This is a genomic window from Microbacterium arabinogalactanolyticum (assembly GCF_030268005.1).
Lineage (GTDB): Bacteria > Actinomycetota > Actinomycetes > Actinomycetales > Microbacteriaceae > Microbacterium > Microbacterium arabinogalactanolyticum.
Genome location: NZ_BRZC01000003.1, coordinates 353,253 through 372,404, shown reverse-complemented (window position 1 = coordinate 372,404; position 19,152 = coordinate 353,253). Strand labels below are relative to the sequence as shown.

The following is a 19,152-nucleotide window of genomic DNA, read 5'->3' as shown; positions in this document are numbered from 1 at the left end:
CGGATCACGACCCGACGAACTCTTCGCGCGGGCCGTAGTCGGCGCTCTCGCGGATCTCGACGGTGACGCCGAGGCGGTCGGTGTCGAGCACGACGATCTCGTTCTCGCCCTCGCGCCACAGCGGCCCGGGGGCGTACAGCGTGACCTGCGGGCCGCGCTCCCAGTACCGTCCGAGCAGGAAGCCGTTCAGCCACACCATGCCCTTCGCGGAGCCGGGCAGCGCGATCCACGCGTCGAGCGGGCGCGAGACGGTGACGGATGCCGTGGCCAGGCCGTCCGCTCCGGCGGCGAGCCCCGCCGCGGGCACCGCGTCGCGCGGCAGCATCCGGTGCTCCCAGCCGTGCTGGAACCGGCGGCCGATCAGCACCCCGCCGAGGATGCCCTTGCGCTCACCGGTGAGCGGCCCGTAGTTGATGCGCCCGAGGCTCTCGACGACGATCGTGAGCCGCCCGGCGCCACCGCCCGAGGGCAGCGCCAGGCTCTGCTCGCCGTCGTGCTCGACCGTGCCGAGACGCACGTCGTCGAGGAAAACGGTGGCGCGATCGCGCAGCTCGCGCAGCGTGAGCACCGTGTCGGCCTCGAACACGACATCCGACTCGTAGGCGACCAGGCCGTCCTCCGCACCCAGCTCCTCGTACGGGAGCGGCTGGGGCGCGGTGGCGACGACCGGCTGCGCGCGCACGACGTCGAGCAGCGAGGCGATCGGCACGAGCGGGGCGGATGCGGCGGGCTGGTGCTCCGGAGCATCCGGGACCTCCGGGAGCTCGCCCGCATGGAACGGGGCGAACGCCGCGCGCAGCGCGTGGAACTTGTCGTTCAGCGAGCCGTCCTCGCCGATCGGGGCATCCGAGTCGTACGACGTGATGGTGGGCTGGATGACGCCGTCGTGGTTTGCTCCCGCCCACAGCCCGAAGTTCGTGCCGCCGTGCGCCATGTAGATGCTCACCGACCCGCCGGCATCGAGCAGCTCCTGCACCGTGCCGATCATGCTCTCGGCCGATCGCACGTGGTGCTGCTCGCCCCAGTGGTCGAACCAGCCGCCCCACAGCTCGCTGCACATCAGGTGATGATCGTCACGGCGCAGTTCCTGCGCGAGGGCGACCCCGGTGCCGAACGTGAACGTGCCCATCGCGCCCGGGATGCTTCCGTTGCGCACCATGTCGGCGGTGGTGCCGTCGGCGGTGGTGAGCATCTCGACCATCCCGCGTGAGACGAGCGCATCGCGCTGGTGAGCGAGGTAGGCCTGGTCGCTGCCGTAGGAGCCGTACTCGTTCTCCACCTGGATCAGGCGGATCGGCCCGCCGTGCACGGCCTGCAGCGGTTCCAGCTGCGGGATGAGCGCGTCGAACCACGCATCCACGGCGGCGAGGAAGCCGGCATCCGACGAGCGCAGCGCGCGCGCACTGCCGGACAGCCAGAACGGGATGCCGCCATTGGACCACTCCGCGCAGATGTACGGGCTGGGGCGGACGTAGACGTCCAGGCCGACCTCGCCGGCGATGCGGATGAAGCGCGCGACGTCGCGCCAGCCGGTGAAGTCGAACTCGCCCTCGGCGCGCTCATGGAAGTTCCACGCGATGTACGTGTCGACGGTGTTCGCACCCATCGCCGCGAGGCGGCGCAGCCGGTCCTCCCACTGATCGGGGTGGATGCGGAAGTAGTGCACCGCGCCGGAGAGGATGCGGTGCGGTTCGCCGTCGCGGAAGAGGCGGCCATCGCGCCAGGTGAGCGAGGGGGCGGCGAAGCTGGTCATACGTCTCCTGAGATGCGGATGTTTGCGTTCACACTATCTCATCCAGACCCGGGAACAACCGCGGGATCATGCGGTTGTGCCGCTACCATCGTTCCATGTCACCACGTCGCCCGAGCCCCGATCGGGCCCCCAACCAGCTCGACGTCGCACGTGCCGCCGGGGTCAGCGCGCAGACCGTCTCGCGCGTGCTCTCCGGGCAGCAGAACGTGCGTCCCGAGACGGCCCGGCGCGTGCACGCGGCGGTGGAGACCCTCGGCTACCGCATCCACGCCGCCGCGGCGTCGCTGGCCTCGGGCCGCACCCGCATCCTCGGCATGATCCTCGTCTCGACGGACCGGTACTCCTCCGCCGCGCTCGGCGCCGGCGTGGAGCAGGCGGCCGCCGCGAACGGCTACACGGTCACGATGGCCGCCGTCCCCGACCACGCCTCCACCGACGCGTTCGTGCAGGCCTTCGACCGGCTGGAGCGGCAGGGCGCCGAGGGCATCGTGCTCGGCCTGCCGGTCGAGCTGAACTCCCCGGCGATGCGCATGCGCACCGACCGCACCCCCTCGACGCGCACCGAGCGCGCCTCCCTCGACATGGACGCCCCTCTCATCGTCGACCAGCATGCGATCGCACGGCTGGCCGTCGAGCATCTGCTCGACCTCGGGCACTCCACCGTGTGGCACGTGCCCGCCGACGACTACTGGCTCGAGTCCCGCCAGCGCCGCGAGACCTGGGAGCAGGTGCTCATCGAGCGCGGCATCACGCCGCCGCCGGTGATCCCCGGCGACTGGACGCCCGAGTCCGGCTATCGCGCCGGGCGCACGATCGCCGCGATCCCGGATGCCACCGCCGTGTTCGTCTCCAGCGACGAGATGGCGTTCGGCCTGATCCGCGCGCTGCACGAGGCCGGCCGGCGCGTCCCGGAGGACGTCTCGGTGGTCAGCGTCGACGACATCGCACTGGCGGCCTTCGCCTCGCCTGCGCTGACGACCGTGCGGCAGCCCTTCGAGGGCATGGGCCGCGCCGCCGCGTCGCGCCTCATCGCGCACATCGAGGGCCGCGACCTCGATGACGTTCCCGACCTGCATCCGGAGCTCATCATCCGCTCGTCCACCGCCGCGCCGCGCGCATGACGTGAAGGAGCGGATGCTGCATCCGCAGCATCCGCTCCCCACGACTCACCTGCCGCGTCGGGTCACCGTCACGGTGCGCAGGTGAACTCGGCGTCCGCCCAGTCGGCGTGGTCGTTGCCGTTGCCGTCGCCGCCGTCACCGACGACGAGCTCGACGAACTGACCACCGGTCACGTCGGCCGTGAGGTCGAACGTCTCGCTGGTCGGCTTCATCAGCGGCGAGGTGACGACGGTCCTGCCGTCGACCTTCACCGAGAACACGACCGATCCGCGCGACGTCTGCACGTCGTCGACGCCGACCTTCGCGGTGAAGGCGGTGCAGTTGCCGCCGAGGAAGTACTTCACGTTGCTCGGCGCGTGCGCACCGAGCCCCTTCGCGAAGACCACCCCGTTGAGCGTCAGCGGCGTGCCGTCGCCCTGGCCCTGCTCGCCGTTGGACAGATCGCGCTCGACCGGACCCCAGCCGTTGCTGGAGGTCACCCAGTCGTGATCGCTGGCGTAGACGGTCTTCGTCGGCGGAGCCGGCAGCGTCTTGACCGTCACCGTGCCCGTCGCCGTCCGCGGCCCGATCGGCTCGACCGTGGTGCTGTACGCGCCCTTGACCGTGATGTCGTACGAGCCGTCGGCCTCCGCCGGCGCGTACAGGTTCCACTTCGTGGTCAGCGTGCCCTTGGCGGGCAGCGTCGCCGCCGTCGCCGGGGTCACGGCCTCGGCCGTCCACCCCTCAGGCAGTTCAAGAGACACGGCGAGATCCGAGATCGGGGCGCCCTCGTCCGAGATGAACGTGGTCGTGAACGGCGTGGCCTCGCCCTGCTGGATCACGTCCGCACCGAGCTTTCCGCTCACCTGCGCGCAGGCGGGGATCGCGTCGGACGCTCCGAGGTCCTCGACCAGGAAGTCGTCCAGGATCATGTCCGCACTGCCGCCGCCGATGCGCTCGAGGCCCACGAAGGTGTCACCGCAGGCGCTGGCGTCGATGACCTGCTCGAAACGCGTGGTCTCGTGCACCGCACCGATCGACGTGCGCTGCGTGACCCGGGGCCCGTTCGCCGCGTCGTACCCCGTGACCCAGGCGTACTCGCCCGCGCTCGTCGACTGGTGGTCGAACGACACCCGGTAGCGGTGACCGGCCTGGAACGGCACGGAGTACTCGGAGGTGCGGTACACGATGCCGGAGTTCTCGTCGTGCGCCATGAGCGAGTACTCGCCGTTCAGGATGTTGTCGATCTGGCGACCGTTCCATCCCTTCTGGGTGTAGTCGTTGCGCTTGGCGATGTGCGTGCGCGGGTCGGTGCTGCCACCGGCCGCGCCCTTGTAGAACGGCCCCCATCCGGCGTCGACGTCCTCGAAGTCCTCGCGGGCGATCACATCGCCGCCGAGCTTCGGGGCGGCCGCTGTGATGATCCGCACGTCGTCGATGCGCACGGCGGCGTCGCCCGCGCCGGCGCTGAACGTCAACGTGGGGCGGGTTCCGTCAGCACTCACGGTGAAGGGCACCTTCAGACGCTGCATGGTGGTGCCGTGCCACTCGTCGGCCGCCACGTAGTTCTGCGCGTTGGAGGAGTCGATCGCGATCCCGACGTCCTTGCCGCCTGGCACCTGCACTCCGAGCTTCACGTCGCGGGTCTTGTTCTTGTCGATGCCGACCCACGCGCTGGCGGTGTACTCGCCGGCGGGCAGGGCGCCCAGACGCTGGCTGAGGGATGCCTCGCCGGCACCGATCTTCGCCGCTCGCCGGCCCAGGCCGTCGCGCTCGATCGTGACCTCGCCGGTCGGGCTCCAGGCGTCCAGCGTCGTCTCGTTGAATCCGGGGTCGACCACCGGGGTGCTCTCACCGAAGCGGGTCTTCTTGGGCAGGCTGCTGCCGGCATCCGCCTTCTTGCCCGCCACGAGCACGTAGGGCTGCCCGGCCTTCGCGTCGATCGTGACCTTGCCGTCCACGACCGGAACATCGGCGACCTTGGTGCGACCGCCGTCGCCGAGCGAGAACAACTGCATGGTGGCGTTGCCGGCGAACTGGCTGGTCAGCGTCCACGTGGTGCTGCCGCCCGCGGGGTTGTAGTGGTACAGCTTGTCGACCTTGCCGCCGTCCTTCGAGGCCCACGGCAGCAGGTAGTTCCCGCCGTGCAGCACTTCGGCGCCCCCGACGGTGATCGACCGGCTCGCGGCATCCGTGCCGGTGACCCGCACGCCGTCCTCGAGATCGATCGCCTCATCGGTCCAGCGCGTGATCTCGTGGTGCTGCAGGAACTTCGCCGGAACGTTCGCGGTCCACACGTTCTTCAGGAACCCGTTGAAGTCGTTCTGGTTGGTCCAGCCCTCGAACTCGACGATGTGGCTGGTACCGAGTCGCGGATCGGGGTTCCAGACGTCGGCCTCGGTGTTGTTCACGAAGCGCAGGATCTGCGAGTTGATGCCCTTGTTCGTCGAGCCACCGTAGCTCTCGTCGTTCGCCCAGTGCGACCAGGTGTTGTTGGCGGGCAGCTTGTCGGCCCACTCCGAGCCCACGCGGAAGCCGTGGTCGACCAGCGACTCCTGGATCTTCTTCGCCAGCCATCCGTACTGGTAGTAGACGTCGACGTAGACGAAGTCGAGGTTGTCGTTCGTGGCATCCGCCAGCTCGCCGATGCGCTTGTCGAGCCGACCCGAGTTCGTGTCGAAGCGCTGATCGATGTAATAGGACTGGTCGAGCCAGTTCCAGCCCGGCGACTTCGGGTTCATGATGTCGTCGCTGAACGAGTTCGCCTCGGGGTAGATCTCGGTGGCGTTGATGTGCACGCCGAACGAGGCGTTCCACTTCTTGCCTGCCGCGAGCGCGTCGTTGAGCTCGTCGAGCCCGCCGGCGCGCTCGTTGAAGTTGTCGCCGTAGTCCGTGTTGGCGGAGTCGTGGCCCTCGCTGGTGTAGCCCTTCAGCATCGCGACCTGGCCGAGCCCGTCGGTGTTCAGCGCGATGCGCTTGACGTCGTCGAGCGTGCGCAGGAACGGGTGCGTGGCCTGCGAGGCGAAGTTGAACGGGATGTGCGTGACGACGTTGTCGGGGGTCTGCTCGCCCTTGTACGGGCCCACGCGCAGGTCGCGCAGCGCGATCGCGCCGTCCTGCCAGTCGACGGTGCCGTCGGCGTTCGCGTCGGGGGTGATCGCGACCTTGACCCAGGGCAGCTCCTCGGGTTCGGGTGCCCCCTTGGCGCGATACAGCCACTGGCCGCTCGAGATGCCGACCTCGACGTCGTCGCCGTCCTTGACGGCCTGGCGCCAGAAGTTGCCGGAGTCCTTGTTGGCGGGGCCGCTGGACTCGTCGTACATGGCGTTGGTGGTGAAGGCCGCCGCGAGCCGCGCGGTGTTCGCGATGACGGCGTTCGACGACACCGGCGACGCGTTCAGCGGGGTCTGTGCGTTCACCGGGATGAAGGTGTCGCCCGAGACGGCGCGGTCCACGGAGAGGTTCGCCGCGGCGACGGCCGATCCCTCGTCGGCCGAGGAGACCGTCACGAGGTTCTGTCCCGGGATGCGCAGGGTCGCGACCTTCTTGCCGGGGTCCTGGATGTCGGTGAACTTCAGCGTGACGACGTTCTTCTTCACGCTCAGGCGCGCCGTGAGGCGCACGCCGTCGAGGGCGGTCGGGGTGAGCACGTATTCGACCGTGCTCCCGTCGATCTGGGCGGAGCTCACCGAGACCGGCTGCGGAGTGCCGTTGATCTGGATCGAGGTGAGTGCACTGTCGTTGCCGCGCATGACGGCGCCGCTGGCTCGATCGATGTACTGGACAACCTGCGGGAAGGCGCTGGAGGCTCGCACCTCGAGCACGCCGGTGCGCAGCACCACCTGTCCGTCGCCCACCGCCCACGCGGGGGCCGTACTGAAGGCCGACAGGCCGGCCGCGACGACCGCACAGGTCAGGCCCACCCCCGCCCAGCGTCGTTGCGTTCTCTTCACCCTGGTTCTCCTTCGAATCGGCGTTCGGTCACGATGATCGCAGAAGATGTTTGCGGAAACAACCCTGGACTTCTGGCTATCACTGCGTAGAACGTGTCGACGAACTGCCAGGAATGGATTTACTGTAGAGCGCAAACACTCGGTTCGACGAAACCGCTCCTGACCAGGGGCGGACGCGGGCATTCGACCCTCATGCATCGGATGAATGCGGGGCCAAGACGAGGCACGGGGGCCAAACGGGTTCGTTGATCACCCTAGACATCCGATCAATCGGTGCGTAAGAATGCCACACGATGCCTCATTCCTCGGGCATCACTCCCCGATCGACGACGCTCAGGAGGCATCCGTGCTCGACATTCCGATCTCCCGCCGCCAGGCATTGCAGGTCAGCGGCTTCGCCGCCCTCGCCGCGCTGACTCCGACCTTCCTCGCCGCCCGGCCGGCATCCGCCGCCGTGGGCGCCCCGCACTCCGCAGCATCCGCCGCCCGGTCGCTCCCCCGCCCTCGGCTCTCGCGCTCTGCGCTCTGGTACGGCACGCCGGCCAAGGACTGGGAGTCACAGGCACTGCCCATAGGCAATGCACGTCTCGGCGCGAAACTGTTCGGCGACCCCACCGCCGATGTCGTGCAGTTCAACGAGCAGAGCATGTGGGGCGGCGTGAACGACTACGACAACGCCCTCGCAGGTCAGGGTGACGGCGCCTACGACACCTCGGTGACCGGGTTCGGCTCGTACCGGGACTTCGGCACGGTGACCGTCTCGTTCGGCGGGACCACCACCGTGACGTCACCCGGCGGTCCCTACCGGACCTCGGGTTCGGAGGGCGTGGACCGCAGCTACGACGGCGACTCCCGCACCAAGTGGTGCATCGACGGCCCGCCCGCGCAGGTGCTCTGGCAGGCAGACCTGGCGGACGCGGCCGAGGTCGCCTCGTACAGCCTGACCAGCGCGAACGACGTCCCCACCCGCGACCCGCAGGAGTGGACGTTCCAGGGTTCGGCGGACGGATCGTCCTGGACGACGCTGGACACGCGGACCGGCGCGCCCTTCGAGAGCAGGTTCCAGACCAAGACCTATACCGTGGCGAACCCGGGGACCTACCGGCACTACCGCTTCGTGTTCGTGCCGAAGGCCGGCGTCAGCCACTTCCAGCTGTCCGAGATCGGCCTGGCGGGTGTGGCTCTCGCCGGCGGGGACGGGTGGTACGTCTCGTCTCCGAGCGGGCACGCCGATTCGCTGCTGGGCAGTGTCGACGGCGACGCCGGCACGGTGTGGCAGGTCGGCGACGCCGGGTCGGGAGCCATCTGGCAGGTCGAGTCGGCCACGAAGCGCGCCTTCACCGGCTACACCCTCACCTCCGCGGCCGATGACGCCGCGCCCGATCCGCGGGACTGGACGGTCGCAGGATCCGACGACGGCCTGACCTGGACGACCCTGCATCAGACCACCGGCGAGACGTTCGCCGAACGCGGCCAGACCCGCGCGTTCTCGTTCGCCAACACGAAGGCGTACGCGGTGCACCGCATCGTGTTCACGGGTCCGTCGGCGTTCCGGGTCGCCGGGATCGCCTTCACCGCCGGAGCGTTCAGCACGGCGGGGGCGCGCACGGTCGTCGACTACCGCCGGGCGCTCGACATCGCCGACGGCACGTACAGCACGCACTTCGCCACCACCGGCGGCACGGTGCTGCGCGAGGCGTTCGCGTCGCGTGACGCCGACGTCATCGTGCTGAGGTACTCGACCGATCGCGCCGGATCGCTGAACGCCGACATCGGCATGGTCTCGGCGCAGGAGGCGAGGACGACGGCGGATGCCGCGAAACGGCGCCTGTCGTTCGCAGGAACGATGGCGAACGAGCTGAGCCACGCGGCCGTGCTGCAGATCGCCGACACGGACGGCGAGGTCGCGGCGGCGGGAGACGGGCTGCGCGTGACCGGGGCGACCTCGATCACCCTGCTGCTGGACGCGCGCACCGACTACCTGATGGATGCCGCGAAGGGATGGCGGGGCGCGGCGCCCCTGCCCGGGATCGAGAAGGCCCTGGCCGCGGCATCCGCCCGCTCCTTCGACGAGCTGCGCTCGTCGCACGTCACCGAGGTGTCGGCTCTGATGTCGCGCGCGAAGGTGGACTGGGGCAGCACCGCGGATGCCGTGCTGGCGCTGCCGACCCAGCGACGGCTCACCCGCTACGCAGCGGGCGAGTCCGACCCGACGCTCGAGCAGACCATGTACTCCTACGGGCGCTACCTGCTGCTGAGCTCGTCGAAGCCCGGTGGGCTGCCGGCCAACCTGCAGGGGCTGTGGAACAACAGCAACCAGCCGGCCTGGGCCAGCGATTACCACACCAACATCAACATCCAGATGAACTACTGGGGCGCCGAGACCGCCGATCTGCCGGAGGCGCACGAGGCGCTCGCCGCGTTCATCGAGCAGGTCGCCGTGCCGAGCCGCGTCGCGACCCGGAACGCCTTCGGCGACGTGCGCGGCTGGACGGCGCGCACCTCGCAGAGCATCTTCGGCGGCAACTCCTGGGAGTGGAACACCGTCGCGAGCGCCTGGTACGCGCAGCATCTCTACGAGCACTGGGCGTTCACGCAGGACAAGCGGTACCTGCGCGATCACGCCTACCCGCTGATCAAGGAGATCTGCGAGTTCTGGGAGGACCGCCTCAAGACGCTCCCGGACGGCACGCTGGTGTCGCCGAACGGATGGTCGCCCGAGCACGGGCCCCGCGAGGACGGCGTGATGTACGACCAGCAGATCATCTGGGACCTCTTCCAGAACTACCTCGACTGCGCCGAGGCGCTCGACGTGGACCAGGACTACCGGGCGACGGTGGCCGACATGCAGAGCAGGCTCGCGCCGAACAGGATCGGTAGCTGGGGTCAGCTGCAGGAGTGGCAGACCGACCGCGACGATCCGAAGGACATCCACCGCCACACATCGCACCTGTTCGCCGTCTACCCCGGCCGGCAGATCACGGTGGACGACACCGAGCTCGCCGCGGCCGCGCTGGTGTCGCTGAAGGCACGATGCGGCGAGAAGGAGGGCGTGCCGTTCACCGCCGGCACCGTCTCGGGCGACAGCCGCCGTTCCTGGACGTGGCCCTGGCGCGCCGGCCTGTTCGCCCGCCTCGGCGACGCGGAGCGCGCCGGGATCATGGTGCGCGGCCTGCTCACCTATAACACGCTGCCGAACCTGTGGGCGAACCATCCGCCGTTCCAGCTGGACGGCAACTTCGGCATCACCGGGGCGATCGCCGAGATGCTGCTGCAGAGCCACGAGGGCGCCATCCGCCTGCTGCCGGCTGTTCCGGCGGACTGGGCGGCGAAGGGCTCGTTCACCGGCCTGCGCGCTCGCGGCGGGTACCGGGTGAGCTGCGAATGGCAGGACGGAAGAGTGGTGTCGTACGACGTCGTGGCGGACCGTGCACCGAACATGTCGAACGTCGTCGTCATCGTGAACGGACGGCGCCGCAAGGTCAAGCCCGCCAACCCCAAGGCCGGACAGCCGATGCGCGACCTCGGCCCGGCGAACTGAGTCCGGCGGCACGAGTCCGGCGGCACGGCGTCTCCCCCTCGGGCGCCGTGCCGCCGGACTCAGCTCAAGCGGGCGGGTCCGGTGATCGGGGCTGTCCAGGCGCTCAATGGATCGGCACCCGGGCCGCTGCGATCTCAGCGCCGGTCCGCCGGGCGAAGGTCACGGTGCGCAGCACCGACATCGCGCCGGGATACTCCCCGTACCAGACACCGGTGACCACGCCTGCTCCGTACAGGCCCGGGATGGCGGTGCCGCGTGGCGTGACCACTCGGCCCTCCAGGTCGATGCGGATGCCGCCGTAGCTGAACGTCGACGCCGTCGCCAGGGGATACGCGAAGAACGGGGCCTCCTCGATCGGCAGCGCCCAGTTCGTCTTGTCGATGTCCAGCCCGTGCGTGCGCCGGCCGTCGAGCACCCCGGGATCGAAGTCGCCGTCGCCGACCGCGGCGTTGAACCGCGTGATCTCGTCCTCGAGGGCGGCCGGGTCGACGCCGATCAGTCCGGCGAGCTCGGCGAGGGTGTCGGCTCGGTACGGCTGGATGTCGCTCTGGTTCAGGAACTCCCAGCCCGGGATCCGGGCGGCGCGTGCGTCGAACACGAAGGATGCGGTGGCGTCGTGGTCGCGCCACACAGACCAGGCGAGCGGCGCGTTGAGCGCCTCCGCCGTCGCGGAGCCCTCGTCCACGAATCGCCGGCCGCGGCCGTCAACGATCACGCCGTAGGGGATGCCGAAGATCCCGGCATCCGGCTTGCTCGTCCGCTCGTCGACGAGCTGCACGTGCAGCCGGTCGAACTGGCCCGCCGTCGCCGCGCCGAGCTCGGTCGCCATCCGCAGGCCGTCGCCCGTGTTGAACCGCAGTCCGGGGACCACGTGCCGGATCTGTCCGGCCCGCTGACCGACGTAGCGGGTCACCGCCTCCAGGCTGCCCTCGAACCCGCCGGTCGCGAGAACCACGGCGTCCGCGGCCAGCCGTCGCGTCAGGCCGTCCGGGCCCCGCGCGATCACGCCGTCGACCCGGCCGTCCGCATCCGTCGTGAGGCGCAGGGCCTCGGTGTCGTAGCGGATCTCCACGCCTTCCCGGGCCTCCAGCAACGCGCAGAACGCCTCGACCAGGCTCGCTCCACCGCCCACCATCGCGCCGTAGTCGTTCGCCATCGCGAACGGCGGGCGCTGGTGGGCGATCTGCACGCCGTGCTCCTCGAGCCACGCCACGGTCGCGGCGCCCTCCCGCTCGATCACCCGGAAGTACTCCTCGTCCACATCGGGATGCGAGGTCAGGATGCGCGCGATGACGCCGGGATCGACGACCCCGTCGGTGTCGACGGTCACGTTGACCCAGGACCACCGGGTCGCCCCGCCGCGCTCGGCGCGCGGTGCCCGCTCGAGGAGCACGACCCGCGGGGAGCGGCCGTCACGGTCCACCTCTTCGAGGAACGCCTGCGCGACCGTCAGGCCGCCCGCTCCACAGCCGACGACGAGCAGGTCGAGCGGCGCGGCCTCCTGCGGGACGCTCATTCCCCCTCACCGCCTTCCGGGACGAACGCGAAGACGCGTGCCGGGCCGGCGGTGCCGCCGACGAGCGGCAGCGGCGCGACCACGACCCATGCGCCGGTCGCCGGGAGGGCGTCGAGGTTGCGCAGCGAGGTCAGGCCGTACTTGTCCGATCCGAGCAGGTAGTAGTGGCCGGGGCCGAAGGCCCCAGGATCGTCCTGCGCGTCATCCGCCTCCGGTCCGGCACCGAGACCGTCGATGCCGATCGCCTCGACGCCGAGGCCCGAGACGTTCGGATGCGCCGCCAGCCACTTGGCGGCCTTCAGAGTGAGGCCCGGCCAGACGTTGTCGTTCAGGAATCGCGCCGGATCGTCACCGCGCGCGCTCCAGCCGGTGCGCACGAAGAGCCAGGTGCCCGGCTGGATCCGGCCGTGCTCCGCCTCCCAGCCCTCCAGGTCGGCGACGGTGACGAGGTAGCCAGGGTTCTCGGCGACCTCGGCCGTGCAGTCCAGCACGCCGACCGGACCCACCAGGCGCTCCGGCGGGATCTGGTCGACCGAGCGGCCGTCCCGACCGCTGATCCAGTGCCGCGGCGCGTCGACGTGGGTGCCGGCGTGCTCGCCGAGGGTGATGTCGCTCCAGGACCAGCCGGGGCCGTGCTCGTCGAAGTCGCTCACCGGAGTGAACGAAAGCGCTGCCGTCGGGGCGAAGGGCTCCGGCACGGGGACCACCGGGGTGGACGGGCCCAGTGGCGTGGTCAGATCGACGATGCGCGATCCGAGAAGGGTGGGAATGCTCATGCGTGTGCTCCGTTCGGGGTGATCGGGTGAGGTGTGGTGGTGTCGTCGGCGAAATGCGGGAGATAGGCCCTGACCTCGACCTCGATGAGCATCCCGGGGCCGAGGAACTCGGCGACGTAGCCGCTGCCCACGAAGCCGCGCTCGGGGATCCGCTCGCGGAAGATGTCGTTCAGCGTGCCGAAGTCCTCGGCGCGCGCCAGGGTCGCGTGGATCTCGTAGACGTGCTCGAAGCTCGCGTCGACCGAGTCGAGGACGACGGCGATGTTGTCGAAGGCCAGCTCCGCCTGCGCGCGGAAGTCGTCGGGCAGGCGCCGCTCCTCGACAGGGCCGGTGAGGTTCGTGAGCGCGGATGTGCCGGAGACGGTGAGCCAGGGACCGATGCGCATCGCACGGTCGAAGTGCCCCGCGGGCGGCGCGAGACGGGACGGGTTGATCGCCTCGATGAACGGGCGTGCAGTGCGGATCATGTGGCGCTCCTCGGGTTGATGGTCGGCTGTTCTCGCCTGGATGGGTCCCGCTCGTCGATGACGCGCGTGCGCATGCGCCCGAGCCCGGTGGCTCCGGCCTCGACGACGTCTCCGGGGTGCAGGAAGACCGGCGGATCCTGCTCGAATCCGCACCCCGGCGGGGATCCGGTGAGGATGATGTCGCCGGGCTCGAGCGGGATGCCCGCGCTGACGAAGGCGACGAGTTCGGCGATGCCCGTGATCATCTCCGCGGCCCGTGCCCGCTGGCGCACCGCGCCGTTCACGCTCAGCTCCAGAAGCAGGTCCGCGGGCTGCGGTGTCTCATCCGCCGTCAGCAGCCAGGGCCCGAGCGGGCAGAAGGTGGGGAACCCCTTGGCGCGGGTGAGCTGCAGAGAGAGCGGGTGCGCGAGGCCCGCCCCGAGCGCGATGTCCCGGGCCGACACATCATCTGCCACCACGAACCCCGCCACGTGCGTGAGGGCGCGTTCCGCCGGGACGCGGTGGGCGACCGTGCCGATCACGACGCCGAGCTCGACCTCGTGGTCCAGCGCGGCCGTCTCGGGCGGGCGGACGATGTCGTCGTACGGCCCGCAGACGGCGGTCGGCGGCTTGAGGAACAGCACGGGATCCCCGGCGCGGGTGTCGAGCCCGGCCGCGTGCGCCGGGTAGTTCATGCCGACTCCGACCACGAGACGCGGGACCGGGATGGGCGCGCCGATGCGGCGATCACCGAGGCGCTCCCCCTCATCGCGCAGCCGTGGTTCTGCCAGCCAGCGGGCCAGGTCCGCAAGCCGCTCCAGCACATCGCTCAGTGTCTCGATCCGGGTGCCGTGGCGTGCGGCGAGCGGGCGCAGCGGCATGACCACCGCTTCGGGCGAAAGCGGGCCGTCGGCTCCGGCGTCGTCGATGAGCGCGAACGGCTCCTCTGCGCCGGCGGGCCCGATGCTCAGCAGACGCATGCGCGATGCCTGACCTCGTCGACCATGACTCCTCCTCGTGCCTGTCGTTTCGATGACACTAAGAGGACGAGGACGCTGAGCTCCTCGGCGGATAGGTGCTCTTGGGCCCTGGTTCTTCGTGGATTCGACGAAGGAGTTGCGGGCGTCGGCACTCCGGCCGTTTCGGCGCGCCGCCGATCGACTCAGGGATTCATCGCGGCGGGCCGATCGACAGCATCGAGAGCGCCAGGCCGTCGAAGCGCCGCGGGTCGTGTCCCGTGAGCTCGTGCCACCGATCCAGCCGGTAGGCGACGGTGTTCGGATGCAGCTGCAGAGCCGCCGCGGCCGCAGCAAGGCTGAAGCCCTCGTCCGCGAAGGCTCGCACGGCCTGCGCGAGACCCGGATGCTCCGCGGCGATCGCCTTCGCCTCCCCGTAGAGGGGCGTGAGCCGGGTGCGCGCATCGACCAGTCCCGAATGCAGCCACGCACGCTCGAAGAACGAGACGGACTCCGGCCACGCGACCCGCAGCGCGCGTTCCGCGTCGCCGATGCTGGTCTCGGCCCCCGAGACGCCGGGCCGTTCCAAGCCGACTCCGACGCTGCCGTGGCCGGGCAGCTGCCGGTGGACCTCCTCGGCCACCGCCTGCGGGGACGCGCCCTGGCAGAGCACGATCATCAGCGTTCCGTGCAACCCCGCGTGATTCGTTCCGGGCAGGCGCGCGAGGCCCCTCTGCAGCAGCTCCAGATCGCCCTCCACCCAGGGCGCTGCTTCCGTGCACACGGCGCGGAAGCTGCCCCCGGGGACGAACCCCAGCCGACGGGCGTTCTCCACCGCGTCGCCTTCCGCGGCGTCGCCGGCCCGGACGGATTCGAGAAGGCGCTGACGCAGCACGACCTGACGGCCCTGCGCGCCACCACCTGCGGCCGATGTCTCGGCGACCAGCGCGCTCGCCCGCTGGATCCATGACCACAGCGGATCAGCCAGTTGCACCAGCGTGCCGGCCGAGATCCCCTCGACATGCGCGAGCGCATCCCACACGTCCCGTCCCACGACATGGAACGCCGCGAGGACGTCCTGAACCGGGATGCCGGTGCCCTCGCGGCGCAGCGCCGCGTAGCGGATCACCCTGGCATCCTCAGCCGAGAAGCCGCCCTCCCCGGCGAGCGCGTGCAGCAGTGACTGGATGGTGTCGCGCACGGTTCCCTGGTGCTGTTCCACCGGCACCAGGGCGTATCGGGGGAGCTCCGCGCGCACATGATCTGTGGCGGATGCCGTCAGCGCGCCGATCCCTGCCTCGACCCTGGCGCACGCCTTCTGCACCGCGGTCTGCTTCCTCGTTGTCATGCCTCTCCCGGGCGAAGGGCGATCTCGTCGTGGAATGCAGGTTACTCCGCGGGTTCGAGCAGTCTCGCCCACGGATGCGACCGGGGACCGGTGCCGATGCCGTCCCAGGCCCGGCGACGCTCGGCATCCGGATCCGGAACGTCCGCCGCCCCCGTCTCACGGAACCGGCGCTCGTGCCGCGAACCCCTCACGTATGCCTCCCAGTATGGCCCGGGAGAACCAGTGCGGGCGAAGGCTGCGAGGCAGTCCGCCGCGGCTGTATCCGCAGTCCCGCCGAAGAACGCCGCGACCTCTGCGCCGTGCGGGACTGATCCCGCCGCGTCGGGCACGTCGTAACGGTACACGTGCGTCGCGGCGGCGCCGCCGTCCAGACGCGCCTCGGCGAGACGGAGGCTGCGGATCCGGAACTGGTCGGAGGCGATCGACAGCCAGAGCGCTCCCGGCGGGGAGCCCGGCAGCAGCTCGCGGTACCGCCGCAGGATGCGCGATGCGTCCTCCGGCCTGTCCAGCCCATCCGCGACGAGCCGGCGCAGTGCTTCCGGTGGCAGGTCACGGGACGCTGCCGCCGGATCGGCTCCGAGGGCGATGTGCGACTCGTCGCGTGCCGTCCCGATGATGAGGGGGATGCCTGCTCCGATGCCGGCCCTCGCGGCGGCGGTCGGCACGAGGGGCAGTGGGTCTCGTCCGACGACCGGCGAGAATCGCATGCTGTGCGGACCTGGGACGGCACCCGCGCCGAGGTGCTCCTGCACCTGCAGGAGATCGGCGACGGGAACGCGGCGGAGCCGTTCCGCGAGCTGCTCCGCCGTGCCGTCGAGGCCCAGCGCGTCGGCGACGGCGGTCCTCGTCGCGGCCGCGCGCGACGGATCGTTGAGATCGAACTCGGGGCCGGCCATGATCACCGCCCCGTGCATGAGCTGGGCGGCCGACGGCGTGCTGAGCAGCATCGACGTCTTCCCCCCGCCCCCGGAATGCCCGACCACCGTCACCCGCTCCGGATCGCCGCCGAACGCCGTGATGTGCGACCGGATCCACCGCAGTGCCGCGAGGAGGTCGAGGTGTCCGGCGACGCCGGAGCCGGGCACGCCGACGGGTTCGAGGTCGAGGAACCCGAGGATGCCCAGTCGATGCGTCACCGAGACCACCACGAGGTCGTGCTCCGCGCTCAGCCGGGTCCCATCGCTGTCCGGTTCCAGTGAGGAGCCCGCGAAGTATCCCCCGCCGTGCAGCCACACCACGACCGGACGCCGACCACGGACGGCCGGCGTGACGATGTCCAGGCGAAGACAGTCCTCGCTCATTCCCCGGCTGACATCGGCGAGGGGGCTGAGGGGCTGAGGAGCGATCGGGCCGGGCGCGGAAGCGGACAGGATGCCCGCCCAGGGCTGCACCGGCACCGGGGCGGCGAACCGGCGCCCCCCTACCGGCGCCTCAGCGTAGGGGACGCCGTGGAACCTGAGCACGCCGTCGTCCTGGCGCCCAGCGAGACGACCCGAGGGCGTCGACACCACCAGTTCAGGCACTCGCGCCTCCGTCCGCCACGTCCAGGACATGACGGCCGATCTGCTCCGCGACGCGCTCGGCCTCGGTGTCGAGCAGCCAGTGCCCGCCCTGCTCGAACGCGACCATCCGGTACCCGCCGTGCGCGTACTCCGCGCAGAGCTCCGCCGTGGCCGGGAGCAGGGCGGGCCCCTCGCTGAAGATGTAGAGCGCCGGCACGGTGACCGGCGGGACCTGCGCCATCTCCTCGACCGGGATGAGGTGCCAGGCCACGGCCGCGGCGAGCGCCTCCGGGTCGCGCAGGCGCTCCGTCGTCTCGTCGACGAGCTCCTGGCGCATCCCGGACCCCGCGAGGAACGATCGCAACGCGGCAGCGTCATCGCGCAGCAGCTGCTCGGCGGCGGGGCGGGGCGGACTCATGCTCTCCAGCGCATCCCACGCCCGTCGCTGTTCGGCATCCGTGCGGACGCCGCGCGCGAACGCCGCCGGGTGCGGAAAGCGCAGAGCGGTCAGAGATGCGATCCGGTCGGGATGCGCCGCAGCGGTCGCCCAGCTCTGCAATGCGCCCTGCCCGAAACCGGCCAGGTGCAGGCGGTCGCACCCGAGCGCATCGGCGATGCCGATGACGTCGCCGACCACGGCATCCAGCGTGTACTGATCCAGCGGCACGCGTGCGCCCGGCGAATAGCCGCGCTGGTCGAAGGCGAGGGTCCGGATCCCCTGCTCCGCGAGCAGAGGCGCGACGCGCGCCCAGCTGGCGGCGTGCTGGGGGAAGCCGTGCAGGGCGAGGAGGGGGATCCCGTCCTCGGGACCCCAGGAGAGCGCGCGGAACAGCAGGTCTCCGACGCGGAGGGTCGACGCGCGACCCTCCGCGAGCACCCGGGGCGCCATCATGCGCGGGCCTCGGTCGTGGTGTTCCCAGCGACGATGGCGCTCTCGGCAGGCGCGAGGGACGCGTCATCCGCCGGCCCTTCTGCCGTCCGGCGGGCACGTCGCAGCAGCACCGCGCCGACGATCCCGGCCACGGTCGGCACCGCGATGGCCAGGAACAGCTGCGTGGTGCTGAAGCCGGCAGCGAGCATGGCTCCCCCGGCCCAGCCCCCGCCGAGCCGGCCGATCTGCCCCGCTCCGTTGGCCCACGAGACGCCTGTCGCCTTCGCGCGTGCGGGGTACAGGGCGGTGGCGAGAGTCGGAAGCACGGCATTGGATCCGGCGATGGTGAAGGCGATCGCCGAGATCGCGATGAGGAATCCCGCGATGCCGAGGTCGACCACGGCGAGCAGCACGATCCCGAGGGTGCCGACGCCCCACACCACGGCGAGTACGGAGCGCGGGTCCCAGCGCCTCAGCGCGAATCCGAGACCGAGCTGGCCGAGCAGTCCGCACAGCCCGAACAGCCCGGTGACCAGTGCGGCCACGCCTGCGGTCATGCCGTACTGCTCGACCATGAGCGGCAGATACGTGGCGATGAGGTAGGCGACGCCGAGTCCCACGGCGAAGCAGATCCACGTCAGCAGCGTGGAGGCGAGGTAACGACGTGTGAACAGGGTGCCCACTGCTGTGCCGGCTTCGGCATGGGAGGTGGCGGGGATCGGCTCCTCGAGACGCTCGGCGCGGCGCGGAAGCACCCGGAGAAGGAACGGCACCAGCACGATCGAGAGCACCCCGCTCACGATGACGAGGACGCGCCAGCCTGCGGCGGGGATCACGACGGCCGCCAGCACGCTTCCGAGGATGAACCCGAACGCGCCGCCCGACCACACCAGGCTCACCATGTGCGACCGGGTGCGTCCGGGGACGAGCTCGGACACCTGCGCGATCACGACGGGCACCAGGGCGCCGAGCCCCAGGCATGCCGCGAGCCGCACGATCATCAGCCCGGCCATCCCCGGGACAGCCGCCGTCGCGATCGTGAGCGCCGAGAACTCGAGTGCGCAGACGACGATGACGGGCCGACAGCCGAATCTGTCAGCGAGCGGCCCGGCGAGATAGCCGCCGACCGCGCCCGCCACGACGCTGAGGGTGACGAGGGTGGTGATGTCCTCGATCGATGTGCCCCACTCCTCCATGACGCGAGGGAAGACGAAGCTCGCGACCACGAGGTCGAGGCCTTCGGCCACCATGGCCAGCATCAGGATGAAGAGAGCGGAACGGATCCGGGGTGTTGCAGTCGACGTTGACATGTGAAGCTCCGTGCTCGGGTCGGTCGGCACGAACAGTGCCGTGCACGCACGCTAACGAGCCCGATCTACGCCTCGCATCG

General features: G+C 70.6%; 12 protein-coding genes. 2 read left to right on the top strand and 10 right to left on the bottom strand.

Translation table 11 applies throughout. The annotated features are described in order from the left end of the window. Positions 1–4 precede the first annotated feature (4 nt). Positions 5–1,753 carry a glycoside hydrolase family 35 protein gene (locus tag MIAR_RS04125; protein ID WP_285631734.1) on the bottom strand — a complete coding sequence of 583 codons (1,749 nt, stop codon included), beginning with the start codon at positions 1,751–1,753 and terminating at the stop codon, positions 5–7. Positions 1,754–1,848: 95 nt separating this feature from the next. On the opposite strand from MIAR_RS04125, the gene MIAR_RS04120 reads away from it, so the two are divergent. Next, positions 1,849–2,874, top strand: coding sequence for a LacI family DNA-binding transcriptional regulator (locus tag MIAR_RS04120; protein ID WP_285631731.1), 1,026 nt, complete (start codon positions 1,849–1,851; stop codon positions 2,872–2,874). A 68-nt stretch (positions 2,875–2,942) separates the two neighbouring features. Here the strand turns inward: MIAR_RS04120 and MIAR_RS04115 are convergent, their stop codons facing one another. Further along, positions 2,943–6,806 carry an endo-alpha-N-acetylgalactosaminidase family protein gene (locus MIAR_RS04115; protein ID WP_285631728.1) on the bottom strand — a complete coding sequence of 1,288 codons (3,864 nt, stop codon included), beginning with the start codon at positions 6,804–6,806 and terminating at the stop codon, positions 2,943–2,945. A gap of 346 nt (positions 6,807–7,152) precedes the next feature. Here MIAR_RS04115 and MIAR_RS04110 point away from each other — a divergent pair, with 346 nt between their 5' ends. Then, positions 7,153–10,347 carry a glycosyl hydrolase family 95 catalytic domain-containing protein gene (locus MIAR_RS04110; RefSeq protein ID WP_285631725.1) on the top strand — a complete coding sequence of 1,065 codons (3,195 nt, stop codon included), beginning with the start codon at positions 7,153–7,155 and terminating at the stop codon, positions 10,345–10,347. Between the two features lie 103 nt (positions 10,348–10,450). Here MIAR_RS04110 and MIAR_RS04105 read toward each other — a convergent pair whose 3' ends face one another. From MIAR_RS04105 to MIAR_RS04070, 8 genes are all read right to left on the bottom strand, one after another. Further along, complete coding sequence (locus MIAR_RS04105; RefSeq protein WP_285631722.1) at positions 10,451–11,863, bottom strand: FAD-binding protein; 1,413 nt, start codon at positions 11,861–11,863, stop codon at positions 10,451–10,453. Continuing rightward, positions 11,860–12,639, bottom strand: coding sequence for a cyclase family protein (locus tag MIAR_RS04100; protein WP_285631719.1), 780 nt, complete (start codon positions 12,637–12,639; stop codon positions 11,860–11,862). The genes MIAR_RS04105 and MIAR_RS04100 overlap by 4 nt, the downstream gene beginning before the upstream one ends. Beyond that, positions 12,636–13,106 (bottom strand): RidA family protein, encoded by a 471-nt coding sequence (locus tag MIAR_RS04095; RefSeq protein ID WP_285631716.1) that lies wholly within the window; start codon positions 13,104–13,106, stop codon positions 12,636–12,638. The genes MIAR_RS04100 and MIAR_RS04095 overlap by 4 nt, the downstream gene beginning before the upstream one ends. After that, a complete protein-coding gene (locus MIAR_RS04090; RefSeq protein ID WP_285631711.1) occupies positions 13,103–14,065 on the bottom strand; it encodes a fumarylacetoacetate hydrolase family protein in 963 nt (320 codons plus the stop codon). Before MIAR_RS04090 ends, MIAR_RS04095 begins: the two co-directional genes overlap by 4 nt. Before the next feature lie 190 nt (positions 14,066–14,255). Then, positions 14,256–15,389: a PucR family transcriptional regulator gene (locus MIAR_RS04085; protein ID WP_285631708.1), complete on the bottom strand. Its 1,134-nt coding sequence runs from the start codon at positions 15,387–15,389 to the stop codon at positions 14,256–14,258. A gap of 41 nt (positions 15,390–15,430) precedes the next feature. Further along, a complete protein-coding gene (locus MIAR_RS04080) occupies positions 15,431–16,912 on the bottom strand; it encodes a carboxylesterase family protein (protein WP_285631705.1) in 1,482 nt (493 codons plus the stop codon). Then, a complete protein-coding gene (locus MIAR_RS04075; RefSeq protein ID WP_285631702.1) occupies positions 16,905–17,783 on the bottom strand; it encodes an alpha/beta fold hydrolase in 879 nt (292 codons plus the stop codon). The genes MIAR_RS04080 and MIAR_RS04075 overlap by 8 nt, the downstream gene beginning before the upstream one ends. Next, complete coding sequence (locus MIAR_RS04070; RefSeq protein ID WP_285631698.1) at positions 17,780–19,072, bottom strand: MFS transporter; 1,293 nt, start codon at positions 19,070–19,072, stop codon at positions 17,780–17,782. Before MIAR_RS04070 ends, MIAR_RS04075 begins: the two co-directional genes overlap by 4 nt. Positions 19,073–19,152: the final 80 nt, after the last annotated feature.

Coding starts and splice junctions, on each gene's coding strand:
- MIAR_RS04075 (WP_285631702.1), bottom strand. CDS start 17,783: ATGATGGCGCCCCGGGTGCTCGCGGAGGGTCGCGCGTCGACCCTCCGC.
- MIAR_RS04105 (WP_285631722.1), bottom strand. CDS start 11,863: ATGAGCGTCCCGCAGGAGGCCGCGCCGCTCGACCTGCTCGTCGTCGGC.
- MIAR_RS04095 (WP_285631716.1), bottom strand. CDS start 13,106: ATGATCCGCACTGCACGCCCGTTCATCGAGGCGATCAACCCGTCCCGT.
- MIAR_RS04090 (WP_285631711.1), bottom strand. CDS start 14,065: ATGCGTCTGCTGAGCATCGGGCCCGCCGGCGCAGAGGAGCCGTTCGCG.
- MIAR_RS04085 (WP_285631708.1), bottom strand. CDS start 15,389: ATGACAACGAGGAAGCAGACCGCGGTGCAGAAGGCGTGCGCCAGGGTC.
- MIAR_RS04125 (WP_285631734.1), bottom strand. CDS start 1,753: ATGACCAGCTTCGCCGCCCCCTCGCTCACCTGGCGCGATGGCCGCCTC.
- MIAR_RS04070 (WP_285631698.1), bottom strand. CDS start 19,072: ATGTCAACGTCGACTGCAACACCCCGGATCCGTTCCGCTCTCTTCATC.
- MIAR_RS04100 (WP_285631719.1), bottom strand. CDS start 12,639: ATGAGCATTCCCACCCTTCTCGGATCGCGCATCGTCGATCTGACCACG.
- MIAR_RS04120 (WP_285631731.1), top strand. CDS start 1,849: ATGTCACCACGTCGCCCGAGCCCCGATCGGGCCCCCAACCAGCTCGAC.